Source organism: Citrobacter sp. Cpo045 (assembly GCF_030332875.1).
Lineage (GTDB): Bacteria > Pseudomonadota > Gammaproteobacteria > Enterobacterales > Enterobacteriaceae > Citrobacter > Citrobacter portucalensis.
Window position 1 is genome coordinate 915194 of the sequence record NZ_JAOWGZ010000103.1, and the last position, 18013, is coordinate 933206.

20 protein-coding genes are annotated in these 18013 nt (G+C 53.5%); 4 read left to right on the forward strand and 16 right to left on the reverse strand.

Going from position 1 to position 18013, the window contains the following annotated elements; translation table 11 throughout:
• Positions 1–22: 22 nt before the first annotated feature.
• The 3 genes from yfhb to murQ are packed head-to-tail and all read right to left on the reverse strand — an operon-like array spanning position 23 to position 2929.
• Entirely contained in the window at positions 23–658 is a 636-nt protein-coding gene (gene yfhb, locus OGY13_RS20310; protein WP_048234700.1) for a phosphatidylglycerophosphatase C, read from the reverse strand.
• Between the two features lie 3 nt (positions 659–661).
• Entirely contained in the window at positions 662–2026 is a 1365-nt protein-coding gene (locus OGY13_RS20315) for a PTS transporter subunit EIIC (RefSeq protein ID WP_213752132.1), read from the reverse strand.
• Positions 2027–2035: 9 nt separating this feature from the next.
• Positions 2036–2929, reverse strand: a complete 894-nt coding sequence (murQ, locus tag OGY13_RS20320) for an N-acetylmuramic acid 6-phosphate etherase (RefSeq protein ID WP_048215764.1) — start codon at positions 2927–2929, stop codon at positions 2036–2038.
• 117 nt (positions 2930–3046) lie between these two features.
• On the opposite strand from murQ, the gene OGY13_RS20325 reads away from it, so the two are divergent.
• Both OGY13_RS20325 and OGY13_RS20330 read left to right on the forward strand, forming a co-directional pair.
• Positions 3047–3895, forward strand: coding sequence for a MurR/RpiR family transcriptional regulator (locus OGY13_RS20325; RefSeq protein ID WP_008785493.1), 849 nt, complete (start codon positions 3047–3049; stop codon positions 3893–3895).
• Positions 3896–3950: 55 nt separating this feature from the next.
• Positions 3951–4211, forward strand: a complete 261-nt coding sequence (locus OGY13_RS20330; protein ID WP_003037590.1) for a YfhL family 4Fe-4S dicluster ferredoxin — start codon at positions 3951–3953, stop codon at positions 4209–4211.
• A 105-nt stretch (positions 4212–4316) separates the two neighbouring features.
• Here OGY13_RS20330 and acpS read toward each other — a convergent pair whose 3' ends face one another.
• The 12 genes from acpS to rseD all read right to left on the reverse strand — a co-directional run bounded on the left by acpS (position 4317) and on the right by rseD (position 13929).
• On the reverse strand, positions 4317–4697 hold the full coding sequence (gene acpS / locus OGY13_RS20335; protein WP_003037588.1) for a holo-ACP synthase: 381 nt from the start codon (positions 4695–4697) through the stop codon (positions 4317–4319).
• Positions 4697–5428, reverse strand: a complete 732-nt coding sequence (pdxJ, locus tag OGY13_RS20340) for a pyridoxine 5'-phosphate synthase (protein WP_008785494.1) — start codon at positions 5426–5428, stop codon at positions 4697–4699. The genes acpS and pdxJ overlap by 1 nt, the downstream gene beginning before the upstream one ends.
• 15 nt (positions 5429–5443) lie before the next feature.
• Positions 5444–6154, reverse strand: a complete 711-nt coding sequence (gene recO, locus OGY13_RS20345) for a DNA repair protein RecO (RefSeq protein WP_008785495.1) — start codon at positions 6152–6154, stop codon at positions 5444–5446.
• 27 nt (positions 6155–6181) lie between these two features.
• On the reverse strand, positions 6182–7087 hold the full coding sequence (gene era / locus OGY13_RS20350; RefSeq protein WP_003037581.1) for a GTPase Era: 906 nt from the start codon (positions 7085–7087) through the stop codon (positions 6182–6184).
• Positions 7084–7764, reverse strand: a complete 681-nt coding sequence (gene rnc, locus OGY13_RS20355) for a ribonuclease III (protein ID WP_003037579.1) — start codon at positions 7762–7764, stop codon at positions 7084–7086. The genes era and rnc overlap by 4 nt, the downstream gene beginning before the upstream one ends.
• Before the next feature lie 269 nt (positions 7765–8033).
• Positions 8034–9008 carry a signal peptidase I gene (lepB, locus tag OGY13_RS20360; protein WP_003835329.1) on the reverse strand — a complete coding sequence of 325 codons (975 nt, stop codon included), beginning with the start codon at positions 9006–9008 and terminating at the stop codon, positions 8034–8036.
• Positions 9009–9023: 15 nt separating this feature from the next.
• Entirely contained in the window at positions 9024–10823 is a 1800-nt protein-coding gene (gene lepA, locus OGY13_RS20365; protein WP_003037577.1) for a translation elongation factor 4, read from the reverse strand.
• 270 nt (positions 10824–11093) lie between these two features.
• The gene (gene rseC, locus OGY13_RS20370; RefSeq protein WP_048225094.1) at positions 11094–11558 is read right to left on the reverse strand and encodes a SoxR-reducing system protein RseC; all 465 of its coding nucleotides are present in this window, start codon (positions 11556–11558) and stop codon (positions 11094–11096) included.
• The gene (rseB, locus tag OGY13_RS20375; RefSeq protein ID WP_286637825.1) at positions 11555–12511 is read right to left on the reverse strand and encodes a sigma-E factor regulatory protein RseB; all 957 of its coding nucleotides are present in this window, start codon (positions 12509–12511) and stop codon (positions 11555–11557) included. Before rseB ends, rseC begins: the two co-directional genes overlap by 4 nt.
• Positions 12511–13161, reverse strand: coding sequence for an anti-sigma-E factor RseA (gene rseA, locus OGY13_RS20380; protein WP_008785497.1), 651 nt, complete (start codon positions 13159–13161; stop codon positions 12511–12513). The genes rseB and rseA overlap by 1 nt, the downstream gene beginning before the upstream one ends.
• Before the next feature lie 31 nt (positions 13162–13192).
• Entirely contained in the window at positions 13193–13768 is a 576-nt protein-coding gene (gene rpoE, locus OGY13_RS20385; protein ID WP_003037573.1) for an RNA polymerase sigma factor RpoE, read from the reverse strand.
• On the reverse strand, positions 13765–13929 hold the full coding sequence (gene rseD / locus OGY13_RS20390; RefSeq protein WP_122973798.1) for a rpoE leader peptide RseD: 165 nt from the start codon (positions 13927–13929) through the stop codon (positions 13765–13767). The genes rpoE and rseD overlap by 4 nt, the downstream gene beginning before the upstream one ends.
• Positions 13930–14192: 263 nt before the next feature.
• Here rseD and nadB point away from each other — a divergent pair, with 263 nt between their 5' ends.
• Entirely contained in the window at positions 14193–15815 is a 1623-nt protein-coding gene (nadB, locus tag OGY13_RS20395; protein WP_003037572.1) for an L-aspartate oxidase, read from the forward strand.
• On the opposite strand, the gene trmN is transcribed toward nadB, so the two are convergent.
• The gene (trmN, locus tag OGY13_RS20400) at positions 15800–16537 is read right to left on the reverse strand and encodes a tRNA(1)(Val) (adenine(37)-N(6))-methyltransferase TrmN (protein ID WP_020996709.1); all 738 of its coding nucleotides are present in this window, start codon (positions 16535–16537) and stop codon (positions 15800–15802) included. The genes nadB and trmN overlap by 16 nt on opposite strands.
• Positions 16538–16667: 130 nt before the next feature.
• On the opposite strand from trmN, the gene srmB reads away from it, so the two are divergent.
• On the forward strand, positions 16668–17996 hold the full coding sequence (srmB, locus tag OGY13_RS20405; protein ID WP_003835340.1) for an ATP-dependent RNA helicase SrmB: 1329 nt from the start codon (positions 16668–16670) through the stop codon (positions 17994–17996).
• Positions 17997–18013: the final 17 nt, after the last annotated feature.

The following is an 18013-nucleotide window of genomic DNA, read 5'->3' on the forward strand; positions in this document are numbered from 1 at the left end:
CTTCAAATTGCATGTGCGTTAGCTATTCGAGTTGCTGAAGCTCTCCGCGCGGCGTGACGCGCCAGCGATGCTGGCAAAAAGAGAGCAGCGGATTGTCCTGATTACTGTCACTATAGCCACTGTAAAGCTGTAGCGGCGCGCCAATGTGGCGTTCCAGTTGTGTCACTTTCTCATGGCCCAGACAGCGCAAAGTCAGTACCCAACCGCCGTATCCCCGCGCCATTTTGCTGGCGATCAGATTGACTCGCGGTAGCCATGGAGTATCAAAGTAAACCTGCTCGACCAGTGACTGCGGAGAGCCGGTAATAAGCCAGATATCAGCGTCAGAGCTTAACAGGTAGGTTGTCAGCCGCTGCTGCACGAGCGGAAACGCCGTCACGTTACTGCGAAACCAGCGCACAAAGTCGGCCTGATGCGCTTTCAGACGCGCCTCACTGCGGCCAAAAGTGCATCCCCATAACAGCAGGCTCATTGGCCAGCGGGCGGCACGTCCTTTTATCAGCAACGCCAGCGCAATCACCGGTAATAGAGGCAGCACAAGCAACGCATTCAGCGGCTGGCGACGCAGCAGATAACGAATAAAACTACCGAACATATCCTGCTGGTGTAACGTGCCATCCAAATCAAAAAAGACAACGCGGCGCTGGTGATTGGTCAAACCTTATTCCTCTGGATCAGTGAATCCCAATAGCCAGGTAAACAGGAACCCGGCGATAACTGCTACCAGATAGCCTAACAGATAGAACATCACTTTTCCGGCAACAATCGTCAGTGCCAGCGGTAACCCGGAGATGCCAAAGGTGATGACCGTCGCCACCTTCCAGTAGCTAATCAGCGCCCCACCTACCGCGCCGCCAAGACAGGCACCGATAAACGGCTTACCCAACGGCAGCGTTACGCCAAAAATCAGCGGCTCGCCAATCCCCAGCAGTCCGACCGGTAGCGCCCCTTTGATCACTTTCTTTAGCCGCGCATTACGAGTTTTCATCAGAACCGCGATCGCAGCACCTATTTGCCCAACGCCCGCCATCGCCAGGATCGGAAAAAGCGCGTTATAACCGTGTGCCTGAACCAGCTCAACGTGGATGGGCACCAATCCCTGATGAAGTCCGGTGAGCACCAACGGCAGAAAGGTACCTGCCAGCACGGCACCGACCAGAAAACCGCCGCGATCGATAGCCCATGATGCGCCGTGAGCGATAGATTCAGAAATCCATCCGCCAAGCGGTTGCAGCGCCACAATCGCGATTACGCCGGTAATGATGGTGGTTAGCAGCGGGTTAAGGATAAGCTCCAGTGATTCCGGCAACAGCGTGCGGAATTTACGTTCGATCCAGCACATCAGCGCAACCACCAGCAATACCGCGATCACCCCACCGCGCCCCGGCTGCAACACTTCGCCAAACAGGGTAATTTGCGCCAGCTGAGGGCTGGAAAGGATCCCCGCCATCACCCCGCCCATTGCCAGGGAGCCACCGAAAACTTTGGCGGTATTCACCCCGACCAGAATATTCATGATGGCAAACACGGCGCTGCCAAATATGCCCATCAGTCCCAGCATATTTGGATAGTGGGTCGCAAAATCCCCCACGATATCCGGGCGCTTAAGGATGTTAATAATGCCGGTAATCAAACCAGAGGCGATAAACGCCGGAATAAGAGGGATAAAGACGTTCGCCAGCTTGCGCAGCGCATCGCTCATCGGCGCTTTGTACTTCGCTTTGGCTTCTGACTTGGTGCGCTCAATATCATTGGTACCTGCTCGCTCGCCGCCATCGGCAATCAGGGAACGCATGGCATCCACCACTTTGGCAGCTTTACCGGGGCCGACAATAATCTGGTGCTGTGCGCCCTGCTTCACGTAGCCGCTAACGCCGGGCAGTTGCCTGAGGCGGGGAATATCGATCTGCCCGTCATCCTGAACTTCCACCCTGACACGGGTCATACAGTTTTCCAGACGCAGAATATTGTTCTCTCCGCCAACGCCCAGCAGGATGTCGCTGGCCAGCAACGCCGTCTTATCCATATACACCTCTTAGTGTTCTAACGCCGCGCGTAAAAAACCCTGGTGAGCGGCAAGCTTTTCGCGGGCGGCAGCGGCATCCAGGCCGGTGAGCGCCATTAAAATAGCTGGCTTAACATCATAATCCGTCTGCTTCAGCAGCGTTTCAGCTTGAGCCCGCGCAATACCGGTGGCTTCAACCACCATACGGCACGCCCGATCGACCAGTTTGACGTTGGTTGCCTGCATATCCACCATCAGGTTCTGATACACCTTGCCAAATTTCACCATCGCGCCGGTGGAGATCATATTGAGCACCAGCTTTTGCGCGGTGCCGGATTTCAGTCGTGTTGACCCGGTCAGCGCCTCAGGCCCCACTACCGGAGAAATGGCAATATCCGCTTCATGCGCGATAGGGGAATCCGGATTGCAAGAAATAGCCGCCGTTGTACAGCCCACCGAACGCGCATATTTCAACCCGCCAATTACATACGGCGTGCGACCAGAAGCTGCCAGCCCCACCACCAGATCCTGTGCGGTAAGATTAAGCTCACGCAGATCGTCTTCGCCTAGCTGCGGGTTATCTTCTGCGCCTTCTACTGCCTTCAGCAAAGCGCCCGGTCCCCCGGCAATCAGCCCAACCACCAGACCGTGTGGGACGCCGAAGGTCGGTGGGCATTCAGACGCGTCCAGCACCCCAAGACGCCCGCTGGTACCTGCTCCCATGTAAATAATGCGTCCACCGGCTTTTAGCGCGTCAGCTGCCGCATCAACCGCGCGCGCAACTTCAGGAAGAGTTGCTTTTACTGCTTCAGCTACCAGCGTATCCTGTTGATTAAAACGATGAACCAACTCCAGAGTGGAGAGCGCATCCAGATCCATGGTCTGAGGATTGCGGGTTTCTGAAACTAACGCACCGAGATTCATTTTTTGTTCCTTAGGAATTTTTAATTCATAATAATCTGTCATAATGGAATATTATATTCACTAAGGCGAGTGATATTTTGTTTTGTAATCGCCATCACATTTTCGCCAGGAGAAAGCATGAACTGTTTAATTCGCATTCGTCAGCGTTATCCGGATCTCGCGCAAAGCGATAAAAAACTTGCGGATTATCTTCTTGCTCAGCCGGATACTGCGCGTCATCTCAGTTCACAACAGCTGGCCTTTGAAGCGGGCGTCAGCCAGTCCAGCGTGGTGAAATTCGCGCAAAAGATGGGCTTTAAAGGATTCCCGGCACTCAAACTGGCGATTAGCGAAGCATTGGCCAGCAATCCCAATCCCCATTCCATTCCGGTACATAATCAGATTCGCGGTGACGACCCGATGCGAATGGTAGGCGAGAAACTGATTAAAGAGAACGTGGCGGCGATGCATGCAACGCTGGACGTCAACAGCGAAGAGAAACTGATGGAGAGCGTCACGATGCTGCGTTCAGCCCGCCGCATCATCGTGACCGGGATTGGCGCATCGGGTCTGGTGGCACAGAATTTTGCCTGGAAGCTGCTGAAGATTGGTTTTAACGCGGTGGTGGAACGCGATATGCACGCCCTACTGGCGACGGTGCAGGCGCTTTCGCCCAACGATCTACTGCTGGCCATTTCGTATACCGGAGAGCGTCGCGAGCTCAATCTGGCTGCGGATGAAACGTTGCGCACCGGCGCGAAAATCCTCGCCATCACCGGATTTACACCGAACGCACTGCAGCAACGGGCAAATCATTGTCTGTACACTATTGCCGAGGAGCAGGCCACGCGCAGCGCAGCGATTTCCTCCACCCATGCGCAAATGATGCTCACTGATTTACTGTTTATGGCGCTGGTACAGCAGGATCTGGAGCATGCCCCGGAACGTATTCGCCACAGTGAGGCACTGGTAAAAAAACTGGTCTGAGCAAAGAATGCGCGTATAATGCCCGCCCGATTTGTGATGTTTTGAGAGTTTCCTGATGGCCCTGTTAATCACTAAAAAGTGTATCAATTGCGATATGTGCGAGCCCGAATGCCCGAATGAGGCGATTTCGATGGGTGATAGCATTTACGAGATTAACAGCGACAAGTGTACGGAATGCGTAGGCCATTACGACACGCCAACCTGCCAGAAGGTGTGCCCGATCCCCAATACTATTTTGAAAGATCCGGCGCATGTCGAAACAGAAGAGCAGCTGTGGGATAAGTTTGTGCTGATGCACCACGCCGATAAACTTTAGCCACGTCGCCATCTGGCGATGAAGTCCCTACCTGCCCCTGCAACAAACGCATAACCCGTAGGCCGGATAAGACGCTACGCGTCGCCATCCGGCATCGTCCTGAATCTAACTTTCGATAATCACCGTGGCGCAGGCGTAGTGACGCTCATCGGCCAGCGTCACATGCATGTGCGCAACGCCGAGTTTTTCCGCCAGTTTTAACGCCTCTCCCCATAATCGCAGACGCGGCTTACCGAGTTCATCGTTAAAGACTTCAAACTGATTAAACGCCAGCCCATTGCGAATACCCGTGCCAAAGGCTTTTGCTGCCGCCTCTTTGACTGCAAAACGCTTCGCCAGAAAACGCACCGGCTGCTGATGCGTTTCCCAGATTGCCCATTCGTTGTCGCTGAGCACACGTCTTGCCAGGCGGTCGCCGGAACGGGAGATCACCGCTTCGATGCGGGCAATCTCCACGATATCCGTACCTAATCCCAGAATCGCCATTAGCCACGCGCTTCCAGCATCAGGCGCTTCATTTCGACTACGGCCTCTTTCAGGCCGCTCATCACCGCACGTCCAATAATGGCATGGCCAATGTTCAGCTCGTGCATTTCCGGGATCCGCGCGATAGCTTTAACGTTGTGATACGTCAGACCGTGACCCGCATTCACCTTCAGGCCAAGACTTGCAGCATAGGTTGCCGCTTTGGCGATACGCGCCAGTTCGCTGGCCTGTTCTGCGTCGGTTTTCGCATCGGCGTAACAGCCGGTGTGAATCTCAATAAACGGTGCGCCAACTTCCGCAGCGGCCTTAATCTGTTCTTCATCGGCATCGATAAACAGCGAAACCAGAATGCCTGCGTCCGCCAGCCGTTTGCAGGCATCGCGCATCTTGTCACGCTGACCGGCGACGTCCAGCCCACCTTCAGTGGTAACTTCCTGACGTTTTTCCGGCACCAGGCAGCAAAAATGCGGCTTAGTCTCAACGGCAATCGACAGCATCTCTTCGGTGACTGCCATTTCCAGATTCATGCGCGTATCCAGCGTCTGGCGCAAAATACGTACGTCACGGTCGGTGATATGACGACGGTCTTCACGCAGGTGTACGGTAATACCGTCCGCGCCCGCCTGTTCAACGATAAACGCTGCCTGAACCGGGTCCGGATATGCGGTACCGCGTGCATTACGTAAAGTGGCAATGTGGTCAATGTTGACGCCTAACAGTAATTCGGCCATGACAATCCTCGTTTTTTATTTTCGCTTCGGCATAAACTGCCGGAATAATTCGCGGCTCTTTAAGGGCTTACCACCAAGATACGGCTTTAACGCCATGCGGGTAAAGCGTTTCGCGGCGCGAAGCGTATCAGCATCCGGAAATTCCCGCGATTCGAGTGCTTTCAGATGGCGTCCGGTAAAGGTGGCGTTATCAATCACTACGCTTGCGATAAACCCTTTTTCTTCCCTGTAGCGATAGGTCATGGTGTCGTCTACCGGCTCGCCGCTGCCTGCACAGTGGGTAAAATCGACGCCATACCCCAGATGACCAAGTAAGGCCAGCTCAAAGCGACGCAACGCAGGTTCTGGCGAACCCGTGGCGCCAGCCAGCGCCTGAATACAGTTCAGGTAATCGAAAAAGAGTGCAGAAAAGCGGGTTTCGTACTCGAGTACGCGCGAGATAAGCTCGTTAATATACAAGCCGCTGTACAGCGTGATTCCGCTAAGGGGGAGTGCCAGAGAAACGGCTTCGGCGCTGCGCAAGGTTTTGACCTCGCCACGTCCACCAAAGCGAAGCAACAACGGGGTAAAAGGCTGGAGTGCGCCTTTAAGATTGGAGCGTTTGGAACGTGCGCCTTTAGCCACAAGGCGCACGCGACCCGACTCTTCCGTGAAGACGTCCAGCACGAGACTGGTTTCGCTCCAGGGGCGACTATGCAGGACAAAAGCGCGTTGCCATCCTTCCATATACTCGCCGTGTTTCAGAAGATGTGTTTAGACGTCGTCGCCGTAACCGAGGCTACGCAGCGCGCGTTCGTCATCGGCCCAGCCGGATTTCACTTTCACCCACAGTTCGAGGTGAACGGGCGCTTCGAACATCTCCTGCATGTCTTTACGCGCTTCGATGCCGATGGTTTTAATCTTGGCCCCTTTGTTGCCAATAACCATCTTCTTCTGCCCTTCACGTTCAACGAGGATCAGACCGTTGATGTCGTAGCCACCGCGCTCGTTAGAGATAAAACGCTCAATCTCCACGGTAACGGAGTACGGCAGTTCAGCACCCAGAAAACGCATCAGCTTTTCACGGATGATTTCAGAGGCCATAAAGCGCTGAGAACGGTCGGTGATGTAATCTTCCGGGAAGTGATGAATAGCTTCCGGCAAATGCTTACGCACGATGCCCGCAACGGTATCGACATTCAAGCCGGTTTCGGCAGAAATCGGTACGATATCAAGGAAGTTCATCTGGCTTGCCAGGAACTGCAGGTGCGGCAGCAGATCGGCTTTTTCCTGAACGTTGTCGACTTTGTTGACGGCCAGAATAACCGGGGCTTTGCCATCACGCAGCTTGTTGAGCACCATTTCGTCGTCCGGCGTCCAGCGGGTGCCTTCGACAACGAAAATAACCAGTTCAACATCACCGATCGAGCTGCTCGCCGCTTTGTTCATCAAGCGGTTAATAGCCCGTTTTTCTTCCATATGCAGACCCGGGGTATCAACATAAATCGCCTGATACGCGCCTTCGGTATGGATGCCAACAATACGGTGACGTGTTGTCTGAGCCTTACGTGAGGTAATAGAAATCTTCTGCCCAAGCAGATTATTCAACAGGGTGGATTTGCCGACGTTCGGGCGACCGACGATAGCAATAAATCCGCAGTAAGTTTTCTCTTCGCTCATTCCAGCTCCAGTTTTTTCAACGCCTGTTCGGCGGCAGCCTGCTCAGCCTTACGACGGCTCGAACCTGTGCCAACCACCGGTTCACTCAGGCCGCTGACCTGGCAGTGGATAGTAAATTCTTGATCGTGTGCTTCACCACGGACCTGCACCACCAAATAAGACGGCAGAGGCAGGTGGCGACCCTGCAAATATTCCTGCAGGCGCGTTTTCGGATCTTTTTGTTTGTCGCCTGGGCTAATTTCATCCAGACGAGTTTGATACCAGTTCAGGATCAATTGCTCAACGGTTTGAATATCGCTGTCGAGGAAGACGCCGCCGATCAAAGCTTCAACGGTATCCGCCAGGATTGATTCACGACGGAAGCCGCCGCTTTTCAGCTCACCAGGCCCCAAACGTAAACATTCACCGAGGTCAAACTCACGGGCTAATTCAGCCAGCGTATTGCCGCGAACCAGCGTCGCGCGCATGCGGCTCATATCACCTTCATCCACACGCGGGAAACGGTGATACAGCGCATTAGCGATAACAAAGCTCAAAATAGAGTCGCCTAAAAATTCTAAACGCTCGTTATGTTTGCTGCTGGCGCTCCGGTGAGTTAATGCCTGCTGCAACAGCTCCTGATGATTAAAAGTGTAGCCCAGCTTCCGTTGAAGCCGATTAATTACGATGGGGTTCATGCGATACCAATAAATGAATGCGTCAACAATTCAGCACACGAAACAGACCTGATATACGCATTTCGCTGAGCCATCCGGCTTCGCCTGCATGCTTTTGTATACAAACCAACGCTGTTTCGTGTGCCGTGGCAACCTGTCGGTGCCAACCTAAAACTTCGGGGGAATATTCTATACACAACGACAAGGGATGTCGTTAGTCTGCGGGAATTTATCCGAGAAATAATTCACGCTGCCGCCGTAATGACGACAACGTGAACAATTATCGGTGATTAGTGAATGCCACCAATACGGCTTAAACGCACACCGGTCGGCCATTCACCTTCTTGCTTATCGAAACTCATCCAGATAGCGGTCGCTTTACCAACCAGATTCGCTTCCGGTACAAATCCCCAGTAACGGCTGTCCGCGCTATTATCACGGTTATCACCCATCATGAAGTAGTGTCCCGGCGGAACGATCCAGGTTGCCAACGGCTGACCAGGTTGACGGTAATACATCCCCACCTGATCCTGCGCAATCGGCACGGTCAGAATGCGGTGCGTAACCTCACCCAGCGTTTCTTTACGCTCAGAAAGGCGAATACCGTTCTCTTTCGTTTCGTTCAGCGGAACTTCAAAGAAGCCGCTGGTCGCTTCACCGCCGTTACGACGAGCAAAGGTCTGTACAAAATCACTTGGCTGAACATCAGAGTACGTTACCGGCAGCGCGTTTTCACACGCCTGACCGGAACGGCATCCTGGCTGAATAGTCACCTCTTTCGCCACTGGATCGTACGTTACTTTGTCTCCCGGTAAACCGACAGCACGTTTAATGTAGTCCAGACGCGGATCTTCCGGGTATTTAAACACCACGATATCACCGCGTTTCGGATGACCGGTTTCGATCAACGTTTTCTGGTAAATCGGATCTTTAATCCCGTAGGCGAATTTCTCCACCAGGATAAAATCACCGATAAGCAGCGTCGGCATCATCGAACCTGACGGGATCTGGAATGGTTCATAGATAAATGAACGCACCACCAGCACAATCGCCAGTACCGGGAAAACGGACGCCCCGGTTTCCAGCCAGCCTGGCTTAGGTGCCACTTTTTTCAGCGTAGCTTTATCCAGTGAATCACCTGCAGCAGCTTGCGCTGCTGCCTGACGCTCCCGGCGCTTTGGCGCGAAGATGAATTTATCTACGCACCATAAAATGCCCGTCACCAGTGTGGCAATCACCAGAATCAGGGCAAACATGTTCGCCATGCCAACTCCTTAAGATTATTTGCTGTCTTTACCGACATGCAGAATGGCGAGGAACGCTTCCTGCGGCAGTTCGACGTTACCGATCTGCTTCATGCGCTTTTTACCCTCTTTCTGTTTTTGCAGCAGCTTTTTCTTACGGCTGATATCGCCACCGTAGCATTTCGCCAGAACGTTTTTACGCAGCTGCTTAACCGTTGAACGCGCGATGATGTGCGTACCAATGGCCGCCTGGATCGCGATATCAAACTGCTGGCGAGGGATCAGATCTTTCATCTTCTCAACCAGTTCACGGCCACGGCTCTGGGAGTTGTCGCGGTGGGTAATCAGCGCCAGCGCATCGACACGTTCGTTGTTGATAAGGACATCAACACGCACCATGTCAGACGCCTGGAAGCGTTTGAAGTTATAGTCCAGCGACGCGTAGCCGCGAGAGGTCGACTTCAGACGGTCGAAGAAATCGAGTACGACTTCCGCCATTGGAATCTCATACGTCAGCGCCACCTGGTTACCGTGGTAAACCATGTTGGTCTGGACGCCACGCTTCTCGATACACAGGGTGATGACGTTGCCAAGGTAAGCCTGCGGCAGCAACATGTGACACTCAGCGATCGGCTCACGCAGTTCGTAGATGTTGTTCAGCGGCGGCAGCTTGGACGGGCTATCGACGTAGATAGTCTCTTTCGCCGTGGTTTCGACTTCGTAGACTACGGTCGGCGCGGTGGTGATCAGATCCAGATCGTATTCACGCTCCAGACGTTCCTGAATGATCTCCATGTGCAGCAGACCAAGGAAACCACAACGGAAGCCGAAGCCCAGCGCGGTAGAGCTTTCCGGTTCGTAGAACAGGGAGGCGTCGTTCAGGCTCAGCTTGCCAAGCGCGTCACGGAAGTTTTCGTAGTCGTCAGAGCTCACCGGGAACAGACCAGCGTAAACCTGCGGCTTCACTTTTTTAAAGCCTGGCAGCGGTTTGTCTGCCGGGTTACGCGCCTGCGTCAGAGTATCGCCAACCGGTGCGCCGAGGATGTCTTTAATCGCACAAACCAACCAACCTACCTCGCCGCATTTCAGCTCGGTACGGTCAACCTGTTTTGGCGTGAAGATGCCCAGACGGTCAGCGTTATAGACCTGACCGGTGCTCATCACTTTAATTTTGTCGCCTTTACGCATGGTGCCGTTTTTAATACGCACCAGTGACACCACGCCAAGGTAGTTATCGAACCAGGAGTCGATGATCAGCGCCTGCAATGGGCCTTCCGGATCGCCTTCCGGCGGCGGAATGTCGCGTACCAGACGTTCAAGAACGTCAGTGACGCCAACGCCGGTTTTCGCCGAGCAGCGAACGGCATCTGTCGCATCGATACCGACGATATCTTCGATCTCTTCCGCTACGCGTTCAGGATCGGCGGCTGGCAGGTCAATTTTGTTCAGTACCGGTACTACTTCCAGATCCATTTCCATGGCGGTATAGCAGTTAGCCAGGGTCTGCGCTTCTACGCCCTGTCCGGCATCAACCACCAGCAATGCACCTTCACAGGCAGCAAGCGAGCGGGAAACTTCATACGAGAAGTCAACGTGGCCCGGGGTGTCGATAAAGTTAAGCTGATAGGTTTCACCATCAGATGCTTTGAAATCGAGCGTCACGCTCTGCGCTTTGATAGTAATACCGCGCTCACGCTCAAGATCCATCGAGTCGAGAACCTGCGCTTCCATTTCACGGTCAGACAGGCCACCGCAGATCTGGATAATACGGTCAGACAGCGTCGATTTACCGTGGTCGATGTGAGCTATGATTGAAAAGTTACGTATGTTCTTCATATAGTGTAATTATTGTGCCTTACGCCCGCCGGAGCAGGCTCTGAGAAGTCGCTGATCTGAGCTTAACGTCTGTTTAAGTGAAACGCCGCATTCTACACTACAACGCTGAGGCGAGGAAACGTTCATAGAGCAAGGATAGCGGGAACTGGAAACAACCTTGCAAAGTCGGTGAAACTTTTGCCGGATGGCGGCATAAACGCCTTATCCGGCCTACGCCTGCATCTGAGCACGCTGTAGACCTGATAAGCGCAACGCCATCAGGCAAAGATATCACTGCTGGGTTTCGACGCGAATAAGATCGGGTGGGAGAGCAACGTTCAGAATGACCGGCTGCCAGGCTTCGCGCTCAGCAAGCTTACGAGAGTATCCACGAGCAATCAGGAATCCGCCCACGCCCCCCAGCACTGCGCCGCTTAATGCCGCAAGATCGGAACCAAACAGCACCTGGAACAGCGCCGCGAAAAGAAACAGTCCCGCCAACGGAGACATGTAGACCAGCATCGCCGATCCCAACAGGCTACCTTCGGCAATGCCCAGTTCAACTTTTTGACCAGGGGTCAAGGGTTCGTCGCAGGGCACCACGATAGTGTGTGTGGTCTGTGGTCCCAGTTTGTTCAGCACGCGGCTCCCGCATCCGGCCCGGGAAGCACAGCTGCTACATGATGCTTTAACATCGCAGCTGACCGTCGCCAGACCATTATGCCAGGAGACGACCGTCGCCCATTCTTTAATCATTGTGCTGCCCTGAACTTGATATTGTCCGCGATACGCTTCGCCGTTTGTGGTGGAAGCTCGCCCACAATCGTAATTTCCGCGTTATCACGCACGCTGGTGCTGACCGTTCTGCGGCCAGTACGCAGCAGTTGATCGGCGCTGTTCTGCGTCGCACGGTTTACGTTCACGGAGAAACTAAACAGGCCATCAGAATAAAGGCGTGATTCAATCGGCATGTTATCCATCGTCGGCAGCGGACGTCGACTGCTTGAGACCTCACTGAAACCTTGTGGCAACCACGACGGACTCCAGTTGAAGTTGGTTTTCTCGCCTGCAGGAACCGACAGCAACGGTGGTAAATTCGCTTTTGCTAACGTCTGCATGCTGTCGCTAACACCGTTATTCACGGTAAAGGAGATCACACGGAACTGTTCCAGCGTTTCGCCATCACGATCGAGGAGATCGACACGCATTGGCAGTTTGGTCTCCGTGTCCATCCAAACGATATAGCTGTAACGGGTGCCGTCACGCGCCACAACGCGGATCACTTCACAGAGCCGATCGGCAATACGGGTGCGGCCTACTGAGATAAAATCATAGTAGGGAGCAAGGCGTTTGAAATCGGTGTAAATCAGGGATGGCAGAGAGTCAACGATATAATCGCCGTTCAGCGTGAACGGTTCGAGACCAGGCTCAAAATAGCTAATTTCGTTGCCGCGTTGCACCACTTCCCGGCGCGGTCCATCCATTTGTAATAGTTGCGCGAGTGGACGGTTATCCTGGCGGGCATGACGATAACGTAGGGATTCAACACCCTGCTTATTGATGCTGACAAATGACAGCTCATAGGTTAGCGACTGGCTGGCCAGATTCATCTGCTGCAACAACGCCCCGGACGCAGGATTGGCCGAGGAGTTTACAGAGAAGAACAGGCTACCAGCCACAAGTGACATGGCAAACCAAAGTTGCTTCATTACTGCGATTGCGTTCCTAAAGTTTGAATTCCTGGCACCTGCACAGCGGCTTGCTGTGTTTGGGCCTGCTCAAACTGAAGCTGTTCAGAGTGCAGTCGACGTTGCAGTTCGTAATCCTGCAACATGGCATTAATACGACGACGCTGCTCCTGTACCTGCTGTTGTTGACCGCCGCTGGCCGTCGCGTCAGAAGGTACACCCAAGCTTACCGGACTGGCTTTACCCATCATCGGTAATGTATTAAATACCGGTGTTTCGGGCTGCTGGGACGTTTCAGATTGCCCATTATAGTGCTGGACGCCAACGATAACTGCAAGTGATACGCACGCGGCCACACCCATTTGGGTAAGCTGCGCGGCCCACGGACGCATTTTCTTCCAGAATGGCATTTTCTGCCACTGGTGCGGTGCTGGCTGGGCCTCAGGAATCAATGGCGCCGTCTGGCGTACTGGCTCATCCTGGATGGCGGCCATTACGCGGGCGGAAATATCGAAATGGAGAACGTCGGCGGTATCACCTCGCATGGAATCGCGAATCAGGTGATAACTCTCCCAGGTTTTTTGCATTTCCGGGTCGTGAGTTAGCTCTTTGAGTAACTCAGTATCCAGCGTTTCGCCATCCATTAAAGCGGAAAGTTTCTCTTTCTGCATGCCTAATACCTTTTCCAGTATCCCGCTATCGTCAACGCCTGATAAGCGGTTGAACTTTATTATCAATAGCTTCCCTCGCTCGGAAGATACGTGAACGCACCGTACCTACCGGACAATCCATGATAGCGGCTATCTCTTCATAGCTCAGGCCATCCAGCTCCCGCAAGGTTATTGCCATGCGTAAATCTTCCGGGAGGGACTCAATAGTTCGGAAAACTATCTGTCTCAGTTCTTCTGACAACATTAAGTTCTCAGGGTTCGAAATTTCTTTCAGCGCACCGCCACTTTCGTAATTTTCTGCTTCAATCGCATCAATATCACTGGAAGGTGGACGACGCCCCTGAGCGACCAGGTAATTCTTCGCTGTATTGACTGCAATACGATACAGCCAGGTATAAAAAGCACTATCTCCCCGGAACGAGTCCAGCGCACGATAGGCTTTGATAAATGCTTCTTGTACTACATCGGGTACATCACCCGACGGTACATAGCGAGAAACCAGACTCGCCACCTTATGCTGATAGCGCACTACCAGTAGGTTAAAGGCTTTCTGATCTCCCTTCTGGACCCGTTCTACCAGGACCTGGTCCGTTAACTGCTCGCTCATCCGAGGTAAAGTCTCCCCAAACCAAATTTCCACGCGCTTTCGAAACGCCACTCCATCAGCTTCACTATGAGCAAGCAAATGCTTAGAGTGCTCAAGTTTCGTAAAGTTCCGTTACGCATTGTTTTTTGTTTGTCATGTTGTAGACAGGTCTTATCTCTCATTATAAGTCTACATAACCCGATCAACGCACTATCTGTACAGAAATGCCCATTTCACCGCTTGCAGAGTAACCCAACGGGCACTTTATTTCATCACATAATCTGATGCTAACGGCCTGCTTCACAAAATATTTTTGCCTATTTCGCCCTCATCATGCTTTTCCTTCATGTTTAGTCATTGCAACACATTTAAAAATAAAACGTGCAGTATCGCGCAATGTGGTGCTATGGTGACCAAACACTGTTTAGTAAATTAAACAAACATCATGAATACGACTCCTGAATTATCCTGTGACGTGCTGATCATTGGCAGCGGGGCTGCCGGACTCTCACTGGCGCTGCGCCTGGCTGAAAAACATCAGGTTATTGTCCTGAGCAAAGGGCCGGTCAGCGAAGGCTCGACATTTTATGCCCAGGGGGGTATTGCCGCGGTTTTCGATGAAACCGACAGTATCGACTCCCACGTTGAAGATACGCTGATTGCCGGGGCCGGGCTGTGCGATCGTCATGCGGTTGAATTTGTCGCCAGCAATGCCCGCACCTGCGTTCAATGGCTTATCGATCAGGGCGTCTTATTTGATACACAGGTTCAGCCTAACGGCGAAGAGAGCTATCACCTGACCCGTGAAGGCGGTCACAGCCATCGACGCATCCTGCACGCTGCGGATGCTACCGGCAAAGAAGTCGAAACCACCCTCGTCAGCCAGGCACAAAATCACCCCAATATCCGGGTTCTTGAGCGTAGCAACGCCGTCGACCTGATTGTCTCCGATAAAATCGGTCTGCCAGGAACGCGTCGGGTTGTCGGCGCATGGATCTGGAATCGTAATAAAGAAGCCGTCGAAACCTGCCATGCGAAGTCGGTAGTGTTGGCCACCGGCGGCGCATCAAAGGTGTATCAATACACCACCAATCCGGATATTTCCTCGGGTGACGGGATTGCAATGGCCTGGCGCGCAGGATGCCGCGTCGCCAACCTGGAGTTTAACCAGTTTCACCCGACAGCGCTGTATCATCCGCAGGCGCGCAATTTTCTGCTGACCGAAGCGCTGCGCGGCGAAGGAGCGCACCTGAAACGCCCGGACGGTTCACGCTTTATGCCCGATTTTGACGAACGTGGCGAATTGGCTCCCCGCGATATTGTCGCCCGCGCCATTGATCATGAAATGAAGCGCCTTGGTGCAGATTGCATGTTCCTCGATATCAGCCATAAGCCGGAAGAATTTGTTCGTCAGCATTTCCCGATGATTTATGAAAAGTTGCTGGGATTGGGCATTGATTTAACCAAAGAGCCGGTTCCCATCGTGCCTGCCGCGCACTATACCTGCGGCGGTGTGATGGTGGATGACTTTGGCCGTACCGATGTCGACGGGCTGTATGCGATCGGCGAAGTGAGTTACACCGGCCTGCATGGCGCCAACCGGATGGCATCGAACTCATTGCTGGAGTGTCTGGTTTATGGCTGGTCCGCGGCTGAAGATATCGACAGGCGCATGCCTTATGCTCGCGGCGTTAGCACGCTCCCGGGCTGGGATGAAAGCCGGGTAGAAAATCCGGATGAGTTGGTTGTTATCCAGCATAACTGGCATGAGCTGCGGCTGTTTATGTGGGATTACGTCGGTATTGTGCGTACGACCAAGCGCCTGGAGCGCGCTCTGCGCCGTATCACCATGCTGCAACAGGAAATCGACGAGTATTACGCCCATTTCCGCGTGTCGAACAATTTGCTGGAACTGCGCAATCTGGTGCAGGTTGCCGAGCTGATTGTCCGCTGCGCAATGATGCGCAAAGAGAGTCGGGGCCTGCACTACACGCTGGATTACCCAGAGCAGCTTCCAGAAGCCGGCCCGTCCATTCTCTCGCCGCTAAGTCATCACATAAACAGGTAAAACGCCTGGGTCAGCGCCGTATAACCTTCAGAGTAACGTTGGTCTGGCCCACGAATCACCAGCCTGTCGCTAAAGCACTCCCCGGCCTGCGGGGAGAATGCCAGCAATACCCGATGCGGTAGTCGGGCTTCCGTTTCTGCTACATCCGTACGTAATCGCAGATGCCAGCCCATACTTAATGCCTGCTGGGTAAACGCGTTCCCAATCTGTTCCGGCAGCACGACACAAAAAAAACCTTCTTCCGTAATGCTGTCCGCCGCCAGCGTAAGCAACATCTGGTGATCGAGCGTGGTGGTATAGCGCGCCTGCTCGCGCTGCGGTGTTGCACATTCCACGCCCTGTTCATAATAGGGAGGGTTGCTGATTATCAAATCAAAACGCACGGTCTGACGCGGTATCCACTGCTGCGCATCTTCTGTATGAACACTCACGCGATGCATCCACGGAGATTGCGCGATGTTCTCCTGCGCCTGCTGCGCGGCATCGACATCAAGCTCCACGGCGTCAATGATGACGTTTTCATCCGTGCGCTGGGCCAACATCAGCGCCAACAGGCCGCTCCCGGTACCAATATCCAGGATCCGCTTTACGCCCGCAACGGGGGCCCAGGCCCCCAATAAAATGCCGTCTGTTCCGACTTTCATTGCACAGCGATCGTGTGCCACAAAAAACTGCTTAAAAGTAAATCCATTACGTCTCAGTACGGATGTAGACTGGGGCATGAAGAACAACCTTCCTGGAAAAAAAACGATAACATAGGATAAAAACAATACCTGAGAAGGTATATCCATACAAACAGATGAAGATTGCAGCCGTAACGTCTATAATCAGCGCCCCACTCAGAGGTAGAACATGACTGTAACGACTTTTTCCGAACTTGAACTCGATGAAAGCCTTCTGGATGCCCTCCAGGAAAAAGGTTTCACTCGCCCGACCGCCATTCAGGCTGCCGCCATTCCGCCTGCGCTCGATGGCCGTGATGTACTCGGTTCTGCGCCGACAGGCACCGGTAAAACGGCGGCATATTTGCTGCCAGCGTTGCAGCACCTGCTCGACTTCCCGCGCAAGAAATCTGGTCCGCCGCGCATTTTAATCCTGACGCCAACGCGCGAACTGGCGATGCAGGTTGCCGAACACGCTCGTGAACTGGCGAAGAATACGCATCTGGATATCGCTACGATTACCGGCGGCGTGGCTTACATGAACCACATGGAAGTCTTTAGCGAAAACCAGGACATCGTGGTCGCCACCACGGGTCGTCTGCTGCAATACATTAAAGAAGAAAACTTCGACTGCCATGCGGTTGAAACGCTAATTCTCGATGAAGCAGACCGTATGCTGGACATGGGCTTTGCCCAGGACATCGAGCATATCGCCGGTGAAACACGCTGGCGTAAGCAAACCATGCTGTTTTCCGCCACACTGGAAGGCGATGCGATTAAAGATTTTGCCGAGCGTCTGTTGGAAGACCCGGTCGAAGTCTCAGCGGATCCGTCCACCCGCGAACGCAAGAAGATCCATCAGTTTTACTACCGTGCCGATGACATCGAGCACAAAACTGCCATGCTGATCCACCTGTTAAAACAGCCGGAAGCGACTCGCTCGATTGTCTTCGTACGCAAACGTGAGCGTGTGCACGAACTGGCAGGCTGGCTGCGCCAGGCGGGCATTAATAACTGCTATCTCGAAGGCGAGATGGTGCAGAACAAACGTAACGAAGCGATCAAACGCCTGACCGATGGTCGTGTGAACGTGCTGGTAGCAACCGACGTTGCCGCTCGCGGGATCGATATTCCTGACGTCAGCCACGTGTTTAACTTCGACATGCCGCGCAGTGGCGATGCCTATTTGCACCGTATTGGCCGTACCGGTCGTGCTGGCCGTAAAGGCACTGCGATCTCTTTGGTTGAAGCGCACGACCACCTGCTGCTCGGCAAAGCGAGCCGCTATATTGACGAACCGCTGAAAGCTCGCGTCATTGACGAACTGCGTCCAACCACGCGCGCGCCAAGTGAGAAATCTAACGGTAAGCCATCCAAGAAAGTGCTGGCGAAGCGCGCTGAGAAAAAGGCGAAAGAGAAAGAGAAGCCGCGGGTGAAAAAACGTCACCGCGACGCCAAAAATATCGGCAAACGTCGTAAGCCGAGCGGCGCTGCTACCCAGCAGTCCGACAAAGAGTAAACCGAATGCCGGGCCAT